We start from the raw sequence: 13,832 nt of genomic DNA, 5'->3' as shown, positions 1-13,832 counted from the left end.
GTGCGGGGGACCCACCCCTACCCGGTCCTCATCGGTCGCGGCCTGGCGGAGGTCGCCGCTGACGGGGTCCGGGGGGATGCCACGAAGGTCCTCCTCGTCCACCCCGACTCCGTGGCCGGTCCGGCCGCCGACCTGGAGGCGGTCCTGGAGGGCCGCGGCCTGGAGGTCCACACCCTCGTCCACCCCGACGCGGAGGACGGCAAGACCCTCGAGGTCGCCGCGGCCGGGTGGGACGCCGCCGGGGCCGCGCGCCTGGGACGCACGGACACCGTCATCGGTCTGGGGGGCGGCGCCACGACGGACGTCGCCGGCTTCATCGCCGCCACCTGGCTGCGCGGGGTGGACGTGGTGCAGGTCCCCACCACCCTCCTGGGCATGGTCGACGCGGCCGTCGGTGGGAAGACCGGGATCAACACCGCCGCCGGCAAGAACCTCGTGGGCGCCTTCCACACGCCCGTGCGTGTCGTCGAGGACCTCGACCTGCTGGGCACACTCCCGGTCGACGACCTGCGCGCGGGCCTCGGCGAGGTCGTCAAGTGCGGTCTCATCTCCGACCCGGAGATCCTCGACCTGCTCGCCGGGGACCCGGAGGGCGCCCTGGACCCCGCGTCCGACACCCTCCACGAACTGGTCGTGCGCTCGGTCGACGTCAAGGCCGGGGTCGTGGGCCAGGACCTCCAAGAGGCGGGTCTGCGGGAGATCCTCAACTACGGGCACACCCTCGCCCACGCCATCGAACGCTGCGAGGGGTACCGCTGGCGGCACGGGGACGCCGTGGCGGTCGGCTGCGTCTTCGCAGCGGAACTCGCCCACGACCTCGGCCTCCTCGACGGGGAGGGCGTCGCCGCCCACCGCCGGGCGTTCTCGGCGCTCGGCCTGCCCACCGCCTACACGGGCGCCCCCCTCAAGGACCTGGTCGAGGCCATGCTCTCGGACAAGAAGGTGCGCGGCGGTCACCTCCGCTTCGTCCTGCTGGAAGGGCTCCAGCACCCCGTCGTGCGACGGGTGGAACCCGGGCAGCTGCGTGCCCCCGCGGAGAGGACCGGCATCGATGTCCACTGAGACCCCCTCCGGGTCCGGACTCCCCGCAGTCGGGGGAGGCGCCCGCCCCCCGGCCCTGGTGCTGATCGGCGTCGCGGGCTCCGGCAAGTCCACCATCGGTCGCCTCGTCGCGGACCGGCTCGGGGTCGCCCTCGTCGAGACGGACGACCTCATTGCCGCGGGGACGGGACTCTCCGTGGGCGCCCTCGTCGTCTCCCGCGACCCGCGCCTGCCCGACCTGCAGCGACGCGCGGCCCTGGACGCCCTCGCACCGGGGGGCATCGGGGCGGGAGGGGTCGTCACGCTCGGGGCCTCCCTGCCCACCGACCCCGAGGTGGCCGTGGCACTCGACGTCGCGCACGAGGGCGGGGCACGGGTGGTCCAACTCGTCGTCGACACCGCGGAGCTGGCCCGCCGCGAAGGCCTCAACGCACCGCGGTCGGTGGCACTCGGTGCGCCGCGCGCGATGCTCACCCGCATGATCCGTTCCCTGCGGGCGACCTACGCGCACTTCGCGGACGAGAGCATCGACACCGCGCGCGTGGCGCCCGCCACGGTCGCCGGGCAGGTGCTCGCCGGGATGTAGACTGGCGGGCAGTCCACCCACCGACGAGGAGAAGGCATACCTGTGGCCACCACCAATGACCTCAAGAACGGCATCGTGATGATCATCGACGGCCAGCTGTGGCAGGTCGTCGAGTTCCAGCACGTCAAGCCCGGCAAGGGACCGGCGTTCGTGCGCACGAAGATCAAGAACGTGCTGTCCGGCAAGCTCGTCGACCGCACCTTCAACGCCGGCATCAAGATCGAGACGGCCACCGTGGACCGTCGCGACATGACGTACCTGTACCAGGACGGCGAGGACTACGTCTTCATGGACAAGTCCACCTACGAGCAGATCAACGTTCCCGGCGAGGTCGTCGGCGACGCCCGCAACTTCATGGTCGAGAACCAGGACGTCATCGTCTCCCAGCACGACGGCCAGGTGCTCTTCGTCGAGCTGCCCGCCACCGTCGTGCTGACGATCACGCACACGGAGCCGGGCCTGCAGGGCGACCGCTCCTCGGCGGGCACCAAGCCCGCGACGCTGGAGACCGGCTACGAGATCCAGGTCCCGCTGTTCCTCGAGGAGGGCACGCGCGTCAAGGTCGACACCCGTGACGGTTCCTACTCCGGACGCGTGACCGACTGACCGTGTCCAAGCACCAGTTCACCTCACGCACCAAGGCCCGCAAGCGGGCGGCCGACGTCGTCTTCGAGGCCGACCAGCGCGGCATGGGCCGCGACCCGCGGGTCCTCTCCGACCTGCTGCGCGAACGCAAGGTCATCACCGCTGCCCTGACACCGCTGCCGGACTACTCGGTCCGCATCATCGAGGGCGTCGCCGCCAACCTGCGGCGCATCGACGACCTGATCACGGCTCACGCGAAGGTCCCCGGTCTCGACCGGATCCCGGCCGTAGACCTGGCGGTACTGCGGGTGGCCGTGTGGGAGATGCTGGAGAACACCGAGGACGTGCCGCCCCTGGTGGCCATCGACGAGGCGGTCTCGATCGTCAAGTCGATCTCCACGGACGCCTCGCCGGGGTTCGTCAACGCCGTGCTCGACGCGGTCCGGCGGGACCTGGACAGCCCCGCATGGCGCCGTGAGCGGGTCCTGCGTGAGGAGGACACCGACACGGCAGCAGTGGAGGCGCCGGAGGAAGGTGCCGCCGACGACGGAGTGGTTTCCGACGGGTTGGTTCCCGACGGGGACTCCCACGGTGCCGGAGCGGTGACCGTCCCCGAGGAGGACGTCGTCGAGGTGACCGGCACGCCGGACACTCCCGGCGCTGGCCCGGAGGAGACCTCCGGCCCGGTCGTCGAGGCCGGTTCAGCGGCCGGGGCCGCGCAGGACACGGCACCGGTCGACCCGGACAGCCCTGCGACGGACGACGCAGAGTCCGCGGCGCCTGGCGATGGCTCGGTCACGGTGGCACCCGCTGACACCGAGGAGTCGGAGACCACCACCGACGGGGGCGCTGGAGAGACAGGCGCCACCGGCACCGATCGCGAGGGCCTGAGGACGCTGCGCGACGGTCACCCGACGCTCGACGACCTCACCAGCGCTGACCTCGAGGAGCTCGACGAGCTCCTCGACGAGTACTGAGGCATCCGGACCGATGACGAGACGGCAAGTTCTGACAGGTTTGGTGCGCGAACTTGCCGGTTCGTCGGGGTCGGGTCGGGGTGCGGGCTCCCGGCGGGCCGCTGACCTGCGGAAACATATTGGTGCTCGCGTGCGCCTGCGACGAGACGGCAAGTTCCGACAGGTTTGGTGTGCGAACTTGCCGGTTCGTCGGGGTCGGGTCGGGGTGCGGGCTCCCGGCGGGCCGCTGACCTGCGGAAACATATTGGTGCTCGCGTGCGCCTGTGACGAGGCGGCAAGTTCCGGCAGCGCACCCCCGCGCGCGCCCGGTCCCGGCGCCCGGGCAGCACGGCGCCGCCCTCGTCGGCGGACCTCCCTGCGGGAACCCCGCCCCACCGGTGTACGCTCGTGCCCGGAAGCGTTCCTTTAAGGCCCGTCCCGTGAGGCGGGGAAGGAGGTCCACACGGACAAGTCACGTCCACGACCGGACGGGAGCCGCGGCGCCGGGGGCAAGGAAGTCCTCGGAGCCGATGACATCGCCCGGTCCCTCACCCGCATCGCCTTCGAGATCCTCGAACGCAACAGGGGCGGGGAGGACCTGGTCATCGCCGGCATCCCCACCCGCGGCGCGACACTCGCCCGCCGCCTGGTGGACCGCATCGAGGAGGTCGGTGGGCCCCGGGCGGACCTCGCCATCATCGACACGACGATGTTCCGCGACGACCTCGCCCACCACCCCCTGCGCACCCCCCATCCCACCGAGGTCCCCCCGCGAGGGATCGACGGGCGCACGGTGGTGCTGGTGGACGACGTGCTCTACACGGGACGCACCATCAAGGCGGCGCTCGACGCGCTGTCCGGGATCGGGCGCGCCGCGGCCGTGCAATTGGCGGTCCTCGTGGACCGCGGCCACCGCGAGCTGCCGATCCGCCCCGACTACGTGGGCAAGAACCTGCCGACCGCACGGCAGGAGACGGTGACGATCCTCCTCACCGAGACCGACGGTCGCGACGCCGTGCTGCTGGGGAGGAACGCCTGAGATGTCCCTCGAACACCTGATCTCCATCCGCGACCTCGACTACCGCGAGGCCCTCCAGATCCTCGACACGGCCGAGGCCATGGCCGCCACCCAGTCCAGGCGCGTCAAGAAACTCCCCACCCTGCACGGGCGCACCGTCGTCAACCTCTTCTTCGAGGACTCCACGCGCACCCGCCTCTCCTTCGAGGCGGCCGCCAAGCGCCTCTCCGCGGACGTCATCAGCTTCTCCGCGAAGGGCTCCAGCGTGTCCAAGGGCGAGTCGCTCAAGGACACCGCCCTCACCCTGCAGGCCATGGGCGCCGACGCCGTGGTGGTGCGCCACAGCTCCTCGGGTGCCGCCCACCGCCTGGCACACGCCGGGTGGATCCACCTGCCCGTCCTCAACGCCGGGGACGGCACCCACCAGCACCCCACCCAGGCACTGCTGGACGCCATGACGCTGCGGCGCCACCTGCGATGGGCCGGGGACGAGGGCGGGGCCGGCCTGCCGGGCACCGAGCCGGTCGCACCCGGCACCGACCTGGCGGGCGCACGTGTGGTGATCGTCGGCGACGTGCTCCACTCCCGGGTCGCCCGCTCGAACGTCGACCTGCTCACCCTCCTGGGCGCCGAGGTCACCTTGGTCGCCCCCCCGACGCTGCTGCCGGTCGGCGTGGAGCAGTGGCCCTGCACCGTGGACTACGACCTCGACCACGCCCTCGCGCAGGACCCCGACGCGGTGATGATGCTGCGGGTCCAGCGTGAGCGCATGAGTGCGACGGGGGGAGGGTTCTTCCCCTCACCGGGGGAGTACCACGCCGCCTACGGCCTGGACGTCCAGCGCTTCCGACGCCTCGGAGACCACACGGTGGTCATGCACCCGGGACCCATGAACCGGGGCCTCGAGATCTGCGCGGAGGCCGCGGACTCGCCCCGCTCCGTCATCGTCGAACAGGTGGCCAACGGCGTGTCCGTGCGGATGGCCGCCCTCTACCTGCTGCTCGCGCCGGAAGGATCCTCCCGTGACTGACCCACGCACCACCGCCACCTCCACCACCGCCGCGGGCGTCGGCACCTCCGCCACTGCGGGCGCCGGCACCTCCGCCACTGCGGGCGCCGGCCGCGCCCGTGACCTGCTGATCCGCTCCGCCGACCTCCTCGGCACCGGTCGCGGGGACCTCCTCCTGCGCGGGGGCACCATCGTGGCCGCCGGGCCCGACGCGGCCGAGGGGGCCCATGACGCCGAGGTCGTCGACGCCGACGGACTCGTGGCCCTGCCCGGGCTCGTCGACCTCCACACCCACCTGCGGGAACCGGGCCAGGAGGACGCCGAGACCGTGTACACCGGCACCCGCGCGGCCGCCGCGGGGGGGCTACACCTGCGTCCACGCCATGGCGAACACCACACCGGTGGCGGACACCGCCTCGGTCGTCGACCAGGTGTGGGAGCTCGGCCGCGAGGCCGGATGGGTCGAGGTCCGACCCGTCGGCGCCGTCACCCAGGGCCTGCGTGGGGAGCACCTGGCGGCCATGGGCGCCATGGCGAACTCCCGGGCGCGGGTGCGGGTCTTCTCCGACGACGGCCGCTGCGTCTCCGACCCGGTGCTCATGCGTCGCGCGCTGGAGTACGTCAAGGCCTTCGACGGGGTCGTCGCCCAGCACTCCCAGGACCCCGAGCTCACCGACGGGGCGCAGATGAACGAGTCACCGCTGTCGGGGGAGCTCGGCCTGGCCGGCTGGCCCGCCGTCGCGGAGGAGGCCGTCATCGCCCGGGACATCCTGCTGGCCAAGCACGTCGGGTCGCGGCTGCACGTGTGCCACCTCTCCACCGCCGGCTCCGTGGACCTGATCCGCTGGGGCAAGAGGATGGGCGTGCACGTGACCGCCGAGGTCACCCCCCACCACCTGCTCCTCACCGAGGAGGAGGCCCGCTCCTACGACCCGCTCTACAAGGTCAACCCGCCCCTGCGCACCGCCGAGGACGTCGAGGCCGTGCGCGAGGGCCTCGCCGACGGCACCATCGACGTGGTCGGCACCGACCACGCCCCCCACCCCCTGGAGTCCAAGGACTGCGAGTGGCAGGCCGGGGCCTTCGGCATGACGGGGCTGGAGACGGCCCTGCCCATCGTCATCGCCACCATGGTGGAGACCGGGCGGATGACCTGGGCGGACGTGGCACGCACGATGTCCACCGCCCCGGCCCGCATCGGCCGCGTGGCCTCCCAGGGACGCGGTCTGGAGGTGGGCTCACCTGCGAACATCACCCTGGTGGACCCCTCCGTGAGACAGACGGTGGACCCGCGCACACAATGGTCCCGCTCGTCGAACACGCCCTACGCCGGACTGGAACTGCCGGGTAGGGTCTGCCACACGATCCATCTCGGGGAACGCACCGTCGTCGAGGGCGTCCCCGTGGCGAAGGAGGAACGCCCGTGACCCAAGAGTTGGCCCTGCTCGTACTGGAGGACGGTTCGGTCTTCCGGGGGTCCGCCTGGGGGGCACGAGGGCGGACCCTGGGGGAGATCGTCTTCGCCACCGGGATGACCGGCTACCAGGAGACCCTCACGGATCCCTCCTACCACCGCCAGATCGTCGTCATGACGGCCCCCCACATCGGCAACACCGGTGTCAACGACGAGGACCCGGAGTCCTCGCGGATCTGGGTGGCAGGGTTCGTGGTCCGTGACCCCGCCCGCAGGGCATCCAACTGGCGTTCGCGCCGCGAGCTGGAGGACGAGCTCGTCGCCCAGGGCGTGGTCGGCATCAGCGACGTGGACACCCGTGCCATCACCCGCCACATCCGCTCCCACGGGGCGATGCGCGCGGGGATCTTCTCGGGCAGCGCGCTGCCCGCAGGCGCCGAGCACCTCAGCGACCAGGCCCGCGAGGCACTGGTGGCGATCGTCGACTCCCAGCCCCAGATGGTGGGCGCCGCACTGGCGGGCGAGGTGACGACCCCCGAGGCCTACACCGTGCCCCCCAGCGGGGAGTACGAGGGCCGAGGAGCCGCTGGCGCGGATCGTGGCCGTGGACCTGGGGATCAAGGCCCGCACCCCCGAGCAGCTCTCCGCCCGGGGGGTGGAGGTCGTGGTCGTCCCCGTCACCACCACCCTCGCCCAGCTCCAGGACCTGCACCCCGACGGGGTCTTCTTCTCCAACGGCCCCGGTGACCCGGCCAGTGCCCAGCGCGAGACGGAGCTGCTGCGCGGTGTGCTCGACTCCGGCACCCCCTTCTTCGGCATCTGCTTCGGCCACCAGCTCTTCGGCCGGGCCCTGGGGTACGGCACCTACAAGCTGGACTTCGGCCACCGCGGCGTCAACCAACCCGTGCGCGACACGGAGACCGGGCGGGTGGAGATCACCTCCCACAACCACGGGTTCGCGGTGGACGCCCCCGTCGGCCGCCCCTCCACCGCCCCCTTCGAGGACGGCCGCTACGGGCGCGTGGAGGTCTCCCACATCGACCTCAACGACGGCGTGGTGGAGGGCCTGTGCGCCCTCGACATCCCCGCCTTCTCCGTCCAGTTCCACCCCGAGGCCGCCGCCGGACCGCACGACGGCGAGCACCTCTTCGACCGGTTCGTGGACATGGTCCGCGCACACAAGGAGACCCACTGATGCCCAGGCGCACCGACCTGAAGTCCGTCCTCGTCATCGGATCGGGTCCGATCGTCATCGGCCAGGCCTGCGAGTTCGACTACTCGGGAACCCAGGCGTGCCGGGTCCTGCGTGAGGAGGGCCTGCGGGTCATCCTCATCAACTCCAACCCCGCCACGATCATGACCGACCCCGACCTGGCGGACGCCACGTACGTGGAGCCCATCACACCCGACGTCGTCACCTCCATCATCGAGAAGGAACGCCCCGACGCGCTCCTGCCGACCCTCGGTGGCCAGACCGCCCTCAACACGGCCATCGCCCTGGCGGAGCGCGGGGTGCTCGAGCGCTTCGGTGTCGAACTCATCGGCGCCTCCGTGGACGCCATCCGGGCGGGGGAGGACCGCGAGGAGTTCAAGGAGATCGTCGAGGCCTGCGGGGCGCAGGTCGCCCGCTCCCACATCGCGCACACGCTGGAGGACTGCCACGCGGCGGCGGAGGACCTGGGCTACCCGCTCGTCGTGCGCCCCTCCTTCACGATGGGTGGGCTCGGCTCGGGCATCGCCTACACGCCCGAGGAGCTCGACCGGATCGCCGGGGCGGGACTCACCGCCTCCATCACCACCGAGGTGCTCCTCGAGGAGTCGATCCTGGGGTGGAAGGAGTACGAGCTCGAACTCATGCGCGACCGCGCGGGCAACGTCGTGGTCGTCTGCTCCATCGAGAACGTCGACCCGGTGGGCGTCCACACCGGCGACTCCATCACCGTCGCCCCCGCGCTGACGCTGACCGACCGGGAGCTCCAGCGCCTGCGGGACATCGGCATCGCCGTCATCCGCGCCGTGGGTGTCGACACCGGTGGGTGCAACATCCAGTTCGCGGTGCACCCGGAGACGGGCAAGATCATCGTCATCGAGATGAACCCCCGCGTGTCCCGCTCCTCGGCCCTGGCCTCCAAGGCCACCGGTTTCCCGATCGCCAAGATCGCGGCCCGCCTGGCCATCGGCTACACCCTCGACGAGATCCCCAACGACATCACGGGCTCCACGCCCGCCTCCTTCGAACCGACCCTCGACTACGTCGTGGTCAAGGTCCCACGCTTCACCTTCGAGAAGTTCCCGCAGGCGGACCCGACGCTGACGACCTCGATGAAGGCCGTCGGGGAGGCCATGGCGATCGGGCGCAACTACACCGAGGCCCTCCAGAAGGCCCTGCGCTCCATCGACAAGCCCGGGGTCCAGTTCCACTGGGACGGGCCCGTCCCCACCCCGGAGGAGACCCGCGAGCTCGTGGCCGCGGCCGCCACCCCCACCGAGGGCCGGCTGGTCCAGGTCCAGCAGGCGATCCGGGGTGGGGCGACCCTGGAGGAGATCCACGCCTCCACGGCGATCGACCCCTGGTTCCTCGACCAGATGTTCCTGCTCCAGGAGATCGCGGAGCGCGTGGCCGCGGCACCGGCCCTCACCCGTGACGTCCTCGTGGAGGCCAAGCGCCACGGCTTCTCCGACGCCCAGCTGGCCCGCATGCGCGGCCTGTCCGAGACCACCGTGCGTGAGGTGCGCCGCGCCTTCGGCGTGCGGCCCGTGTACAAGACGGTCGACACCTGCGCCGCCGAGTTCCAGGCGCGCACGCCCTACCACTACTCCTCCTACGACCAGGAGAGTGAGGTCGCCCCGCGCGAGCGGGAGGCCGTCATCATCCTGGGTGCCGGGCCCAACCGCATCGGGCAGGGCATCGAGTTCGACTACTCCTGCGTGCACGCCGCGCTGGCGCTGCTTGGGCACTACGAGACCGTGATGGTCAACTGCAACCCCGAGACCGTCTCCACCGACTACGACATCTCCGACCGCCTCTACTTCGAACCCCTCACCCTGGAGGACGTCCTGGAGGTCTACCGCGCCGAGTGCGAGGCCGGGCCGGTGGCCGGGATGCTCGTGCAGCTCGGTGGGCAGACGCCGCTGTCCCTCGCCCAGGCACTGGAGGACGCCGGGGTCCCGATCCTGGGGACGAGTCCCGCCTCGATCGCCCTGGCCGAGGACCGTGAGGAGTTCGGCCTGGTGCTCGCCGAGGCGGACCTCCCCGCCCCCGCCCACGGTGTCGCCCACACCACCGACCAGGTGCCGGCGGTCGCGGAGGAGGTCGGCTACCCCGTCCTCGTGCGGCCCTCCTTCGTGCTCGGCGGACGCGGGATGGAGGTCGTCAACGACGCCGAGGGCCTGGCCGACTACCTCGACCGCCCCGACATCGACGTCCTGTTCTCCCGTGGGCCCCTGCTCATCGACCGCTTCCTCGACGACGCGGTGGAGATCGACGTCGACGCGCTCTACGACGGGGAGGACCTGTTCATGGGCGCGGTCATGGAACACATCGAGGAGGCGGGGGTCCACTCCGGCGACTCCGCCTGCGTCCTGCCCCCCATGACGCTGTCGGAGCGTGAGGTCGCCCGCATCACGGCCTCCACGGAGGCCATCGCCCGGGGCGTGGGCGTGCGGGGGCTCATCAACATCCAGTTCGCGCTGATGTCGGACATCCTCTACGTCATCGAGGCCAATCCCCGCGCCTCACGCACGGTGCCCTTCGCCTCCAAGGCCACGGGGGTGTCCCTGGCGAGGGCGGCGGCCCTCATCCAGGTGGGGGAGACCGTCGCCTCCCTGCGCGAGCAGGGTGTGCTCCCCCCGCGCGACGCGCGCCTGATCCCCCTGGACCAGCCGATCGCCGTCAAGGAGGCGGTCCTGCCCTTCAAGCGCTTCCGGCGCAGTGACGGCTCCGTCGTCGACACGATCCTCGGCCCCGAGATGCGGTCCACGGGTGAGGTCATGGGCATCGACCGCGACTTCCCGACCGCCTTCGCGAAGTCCCAGTCCGGCGCCTTCGCCGAGCTGCCCACCGAGGGCACGGTGTTCATCTCCATCGCGGACTCCGACAAACGGGCCATCGTCTTCCCGGTGGTGCGCCTCCAGGAGCTGGGCTTCCACATCATGGCCACCCAGGGCACCGCCTCCGTGCTGCGCCGCAACGGGATCGAGGCCGAGGTCGTGCGCAAGTCCTCCGCGGGGCGCGGCCCGGCCGGGGAGCCCACGATCGTCGACCTCATCAACGACGGACTCGTCGACATCGTCGTCAACACGCCCCAGCGGGCGTCCAACCGGCACGACGGCTACCAGATCCGTACGGCCGCCACGGCCAACGACCGCACGATCCTCACCACGCTGCAGGCCTTCAACGCCGCGGTCCAGGCCATCGAGGTCCGCCTGAGGGGCCCCTACCGGGTGCGCTCCCTCCAGGAGTGGGACGCAGCCCGCGTGGCGGGGGAGGGCGTGAGGTGAGCGCCCCCGTGGGTGCCAGCGGTGTGGGGTCGACCGTCCCGGGGTCCGGTGGTGCGGGCAGGGAGGCGCGCACCGCGACCGACGAGGGCGGCCCCGCCTCCCGCCCGACACCCTTCGGCGAGCGGCTGCGGGCCGCGATGGACGCACACGGCCCCGTCTGCGTGGGCATCGACCCCCACCCCGCCCTGCTGGAGTCGTGGGGGCTGGGTGTCGACGTCGCCGGCCTGCGCGCGTTCTCCCTGGGGGTCGTGGACGCCCTGGGTGGGCGTGTGGCGGCGGTGAAGCCGCAGTCGGCGTTCTTCGAGCGTTTCGGGTCCCGTGGTGTGGCGGTCCTCGAGGAGGTCGTCGCGGCCTGCCGTGACACCGGGACCCTGTGCATCGTGGACGCCAAGCGCGGTGACATCGGTTCCACCATGGAGGGTTACGCCCACGCCTACCTGGCGGAGGGCTCCCCCCTGGCCGGTGACGCGGTGACCCTCTCGCCCTACCTGGGTGTGGGATCGCTCGCTCCGGCCCTCGACCTGGCGGCGGCCTCGGGCCGCGGTGCCTTCGTGCTCGCCCTCACCTCGAACCCCGAGGGGGCATCGGTGCAGCATGCGAGGGGTTCGGACGGTTGTTCCGTCGCTGCGCGCGTGGTCGGGGAGGTCGCCGCGCGCAATGCGGGATGTGAGCTTGGTCACATTGGTTCCTTCGGTGTGGTCGTCGGGGCGACGGTCGGGGGAGCGGTCCGTGAGCTGGGGGTGGACCTGGAGGGACTGGATGGTCCGGTCCTCGCCCCGGGGATCGGAGCCCAGGGAGCAGGATCTGAGCAGGTCAGAGAGGTTTTCGGGGGGAGCGTCGACCGTGTCCTCGCATCGACCTCCCGTGCCGTGCTGCGCCACGGCCCGGACGCGGCCGGCCTGCGCCGGGCCCACCGGCAGGCGGTGGAGGACCTCGAAACGGTCCTGACCGGCACGGACAAGTGACGGAAGCCACGTCCCGACCGGTCCGGGGTGCCATGCTGGTGGCACCAGGATCCATCTCGTCCAAAGGAGTGATGACCATGGCTCTTCCGGATCTGACCCCCGAACAGCGGGCACAGGCCCTCGAGAAGGCGACCAGGGCGCGACGGCGCCGTGCGGAGGTGAAGGCCGCGCTGAAGTCCCGGGAGATGGCACTCTCGGAGGTCCTCGCCCTCGCCGACACGGACGAGGCGATCGCGAAGATGAAGGTCGTCGCACTCCTCGAGTCCCTCCCCAGGGTCGGCGCGAACACGGCGGCGATCCTCATGGACGAGATCGGCATCGCGGCGTCGCGGCGTGTGCGCGGTCTCGGCCCCGTCCAGCGCGAGGAGCTCGTCCGCCGCTTCGGGTGAGGGTGGCAGGATGGGGGCATGCATCCCGCACGTCTCACCGTCCTCGCAGGTCCCACAGCAGTCGGGAAGGGCACGGTGGTGGCGGCGCTGCGCGCGCGCCATCCCGGGCTCGCGGTCTCCGTCTCGGCGACGACCCGTCCACCGCGTCCCGGCGAGGTGGACGGCGTGCACTACCACTTCGTGTCCGGGCAGCGCTTCGACGAACTGGTCCGCGACGGGCAGATGCTCGAGTGGGCGGTGGTCCACGGTGCCCACCGCTACGGGACCCCCCGCCGGCCGGTGGAGGAGAAGCTCGCGGAGGGCGTGCCCGTCCTGTTGGAGATCGACCTCGACGGCGCGCGGCAGGTGCGCCGGGCCATGCCCGAGGCCAGTCTCGTCTTCCTCGCCCCGCCCTCGTGGGAGGAGTTGGAGCACCGCCTGGTCGGGCGCGGGACGGAGGGCCCCGAGGAGCGGGAGCGCCGTCTGCGCACCGCGCGCAGGGAGCTGGCGGCGGAGGGTGAGTTCGACCACGTCGTCGTCAACGACGACGTCGACCGGGCTGCCGCGGAACTGGCCCACCTGATGGGCCTGGAGTAGACTCGGGGGCCGTGGCGTGTGCGCTCCCCGCGCGCGTCGTCCAGTTCCACCGAAGCGGAGGCCACATGTCCGGAATCGTCGCCCAGCCCGAGGGCATCACCTACCCGCCCATCGACGACCTGCTCGAGCACGTCGACTCGAAGTACGCACTGGTGATCTTCGCGGCCAAGCGCGCCCGGCAGATCAACGCCTACAACCTGCAGCTCGAGCAGAACATGGTGCAGTTCGTCGGTCCCGTCGTCGAGACGGAGCCCGACGAGAAGCCGCTCGCCATCGCCCTGCGCGAGATCGACGAGGGTCTGCTGACCCTCGAGGCCGACCAGAAGGCCTGAGCCCGTGGCGGCCACGGTCGTCGTCGGCGTGGGTGCGGGGATCGCCGCCTACAAGGTCGCCACCGTGGTGCGCGACCTCATGCGTGAGGGTCTCGACGTCACCATCGTCCCCACGCCCGGATCCCTCTCTTTCGTCGGCACCGCCACCTGGGAGGCGCTCAGCGGTCACCCCGTGCGCTCGGGGGTCTTCGAGGCCGGCGGCGCGGACCACGTCGAGATCGCCCGCCGGGCGGAGCTGGTGCTCATCGCCCCCGCCACCGCGGACCTCCTGGCACGGCTGCGCCTGGGGATGGCCGATGACCTCCTCACCACGACCGTGCTGGTCGCGACCTGCCCGGTGGTGCTGGCCCCGGCCATGCACACCGCCATGTGGGAGGACGCCGCCACCCGGGAGAACGTCCAGGTGCTGCGCCGGCGTGGTTTCACCGTCGTCGACCCCGCCTCCGGGGCGCTGAGTTCCG

Annotated in this window: 10 protein-coding genes and 4 pseudogenes; all 14 read left to right on the top strand. The window is 71.8% G+C overall.

The window, feature by feature from the left end; genetic code table 11:
- On the top strand, positions 1 to 1,062 hold a 1,062-nt coding region (gene aroB / locus TA90_RS06290; RefSeq protein WP_043535184.1), incomplete at its 5' end, for a 3-dehydroquinate synthase.
- Positions 1,052 to 1,627 (top strand): shikimate kinase, encoded by a 576-nt coding sequence (locus TA90_RS06285; RefSeq protein ID WP_052450583.1) that lies wholly within the window; start codon positions 1,052 to 1,054, stop codon positions 1,625 to 1,627. The genes aroB and TA90_RS06285, both read left to right, overlap by 11 nt.
- Before the next feature lie 42 nt (positions 1,628 to 1,669).
- On the top strand, positions 1,670 to 2,233 hold the full coding sequence (gene efp, locus TA90_RS06280) for an elongation factor P (RefSeq protein ID WP_043535183.1): 564 nt from the start codon (positions 1,670 to 1,672) through the stop codon (positions 2,231 to 2,233).
- A gap of 2 nt (positions 2,234 to 2,235) precedes the next feature.
- Positions 2,236 to 2,745 (top strand): annotated as a pseudogene (gene nusB / locus TA90_RS15865) (transcription antitermination factor NusB); the annotation flags it as partial.
- Between the two features lie 919 nt (positions 2,746 to 3,664).
- Positions 3,665 to 4,207, top strand: a pseudogene (gene pyrR, locus TA90_RS06270) (bifunctional pyr operon transcriptional regulator/uracil phosphoribosyltransferase PyrR); the annotation flags it as partial.
- Between the two features lies 1 nt (position 4,208).
- The gene (locus TA90_RS06265; RefSeq protein WP_043535181.1) at positions 4,209 to 5,216 is read left to right on the top strand and encodes an aspartate carbamoyltransferase catalytic subunit; all 1,008 of its coding nucleotides are present in this window, start codon (positions 4,209 to 4,211) and stop codon (positions 5,214 to 5,216) included.
- 109 nt (positions 5,217 to 5,325) lie between these two features.
- Positions 5,326 to 6,622, top strand: a pseudogene (locus TA90_RS06260) (dihydroorotase).
- A pseudogene (gene carA, locus TA90_RS06255) lies at positions 6,619 to 7,804 on the top strand (glutamine-hydrolyzing carbamoyl-phosphate synthase small subunit). The pseudogenes TA90_RS06260 and carA overlap by 4 nt, the downstream one beginning before the upstream one ends.
- A complete protein-coding gene (gene carB, locus TA90_RS06250) occupies positions 7,804 to 11,109 on the top strand; it encodes a carbamoyl-phosphate synthase large subunit (protein ID WP_043535180.1) in 3,306 nt (1,101 codons plus the stop codon). Before carA ends, carB begins: the two are co-directional and overlap by 1 nt.
- Before the next feature lie 125 nt (positions 11,110 to 11,234).
- The gene (gene pyrF, locus TA90_RS06245; protein ID WP_043535187.1) at positions 11,235 to 12,074 is read left to right on the top strand and encodes an orotidine-5'-phosphate decarboxylase; all 840 of its coding nucleotides are present in this window, start codon (positions 11,235 to 11,237) and stop codon (positions 12,072 to 12,074) included.
- A gap of 77 nt (positions 12,075 to 12,151) precedes the next feature.
- Positions 12,152 to 12,463, top strand: a complete 312-nt coding sequence (mihF, locus tag TA90_RS06240; protein ID WP_043535186.1) for an integration host factor, actinobacterial type — start codon at positions 12,152 to 12,154, stop codon at positions 12,461 to 12,463.
- A gap of 18 nt (positions 12,464 to 12,481) precedes the next feature.
- Positions 12,482 to 13,039: a guanylate kinase gene (gene gmk, locus TA90_RS06235; RefSeq protein WP_043535179.1), complete on the top strand. Its 558-nt coding sequence runs from the start codon at positions 12,482 to 12,484 to the stop codon at positions 13,037 to 13,039.
- A gap of 65 nt (positions 13,040 to 13,104) precedes the next feature.
- Positions 13,105 to 13,371: a DNA-directed RNA polymerase subunit omega gene (rpoZ, locus tag TA90_RS06230; RefSeq protein WP_043535178.1), complete on the top strand. Its 267-nt coding sequence runs from the start codon at positions 13,105 to 13,107 to the stop codon at positions 13,369 to 13,371.
- Between the two features lie 4 nt (positions 13,372 to 13,375).
- On the top strand, positions 13,376 to 13,832 hold a 457-nt coding region (locus TA90_RS06225; protein WP_043535185.1), incomplete at its 3' end, for a flavoprotein.

This window comes from Actinomyces polynesiensis (genome assembly GCF_000820725.1).
Lineage (GTDB): Bacteria > Actinomycetota > Actinomycetes > Actinomycetales > Actinomycetaceae > Pauljensenia > Pauljensenia polynesiensis.
Note: the sequence above shows the minus strand (reverse complement) of the source record. Positions and strands in the feature narration are given on the sequence as shown.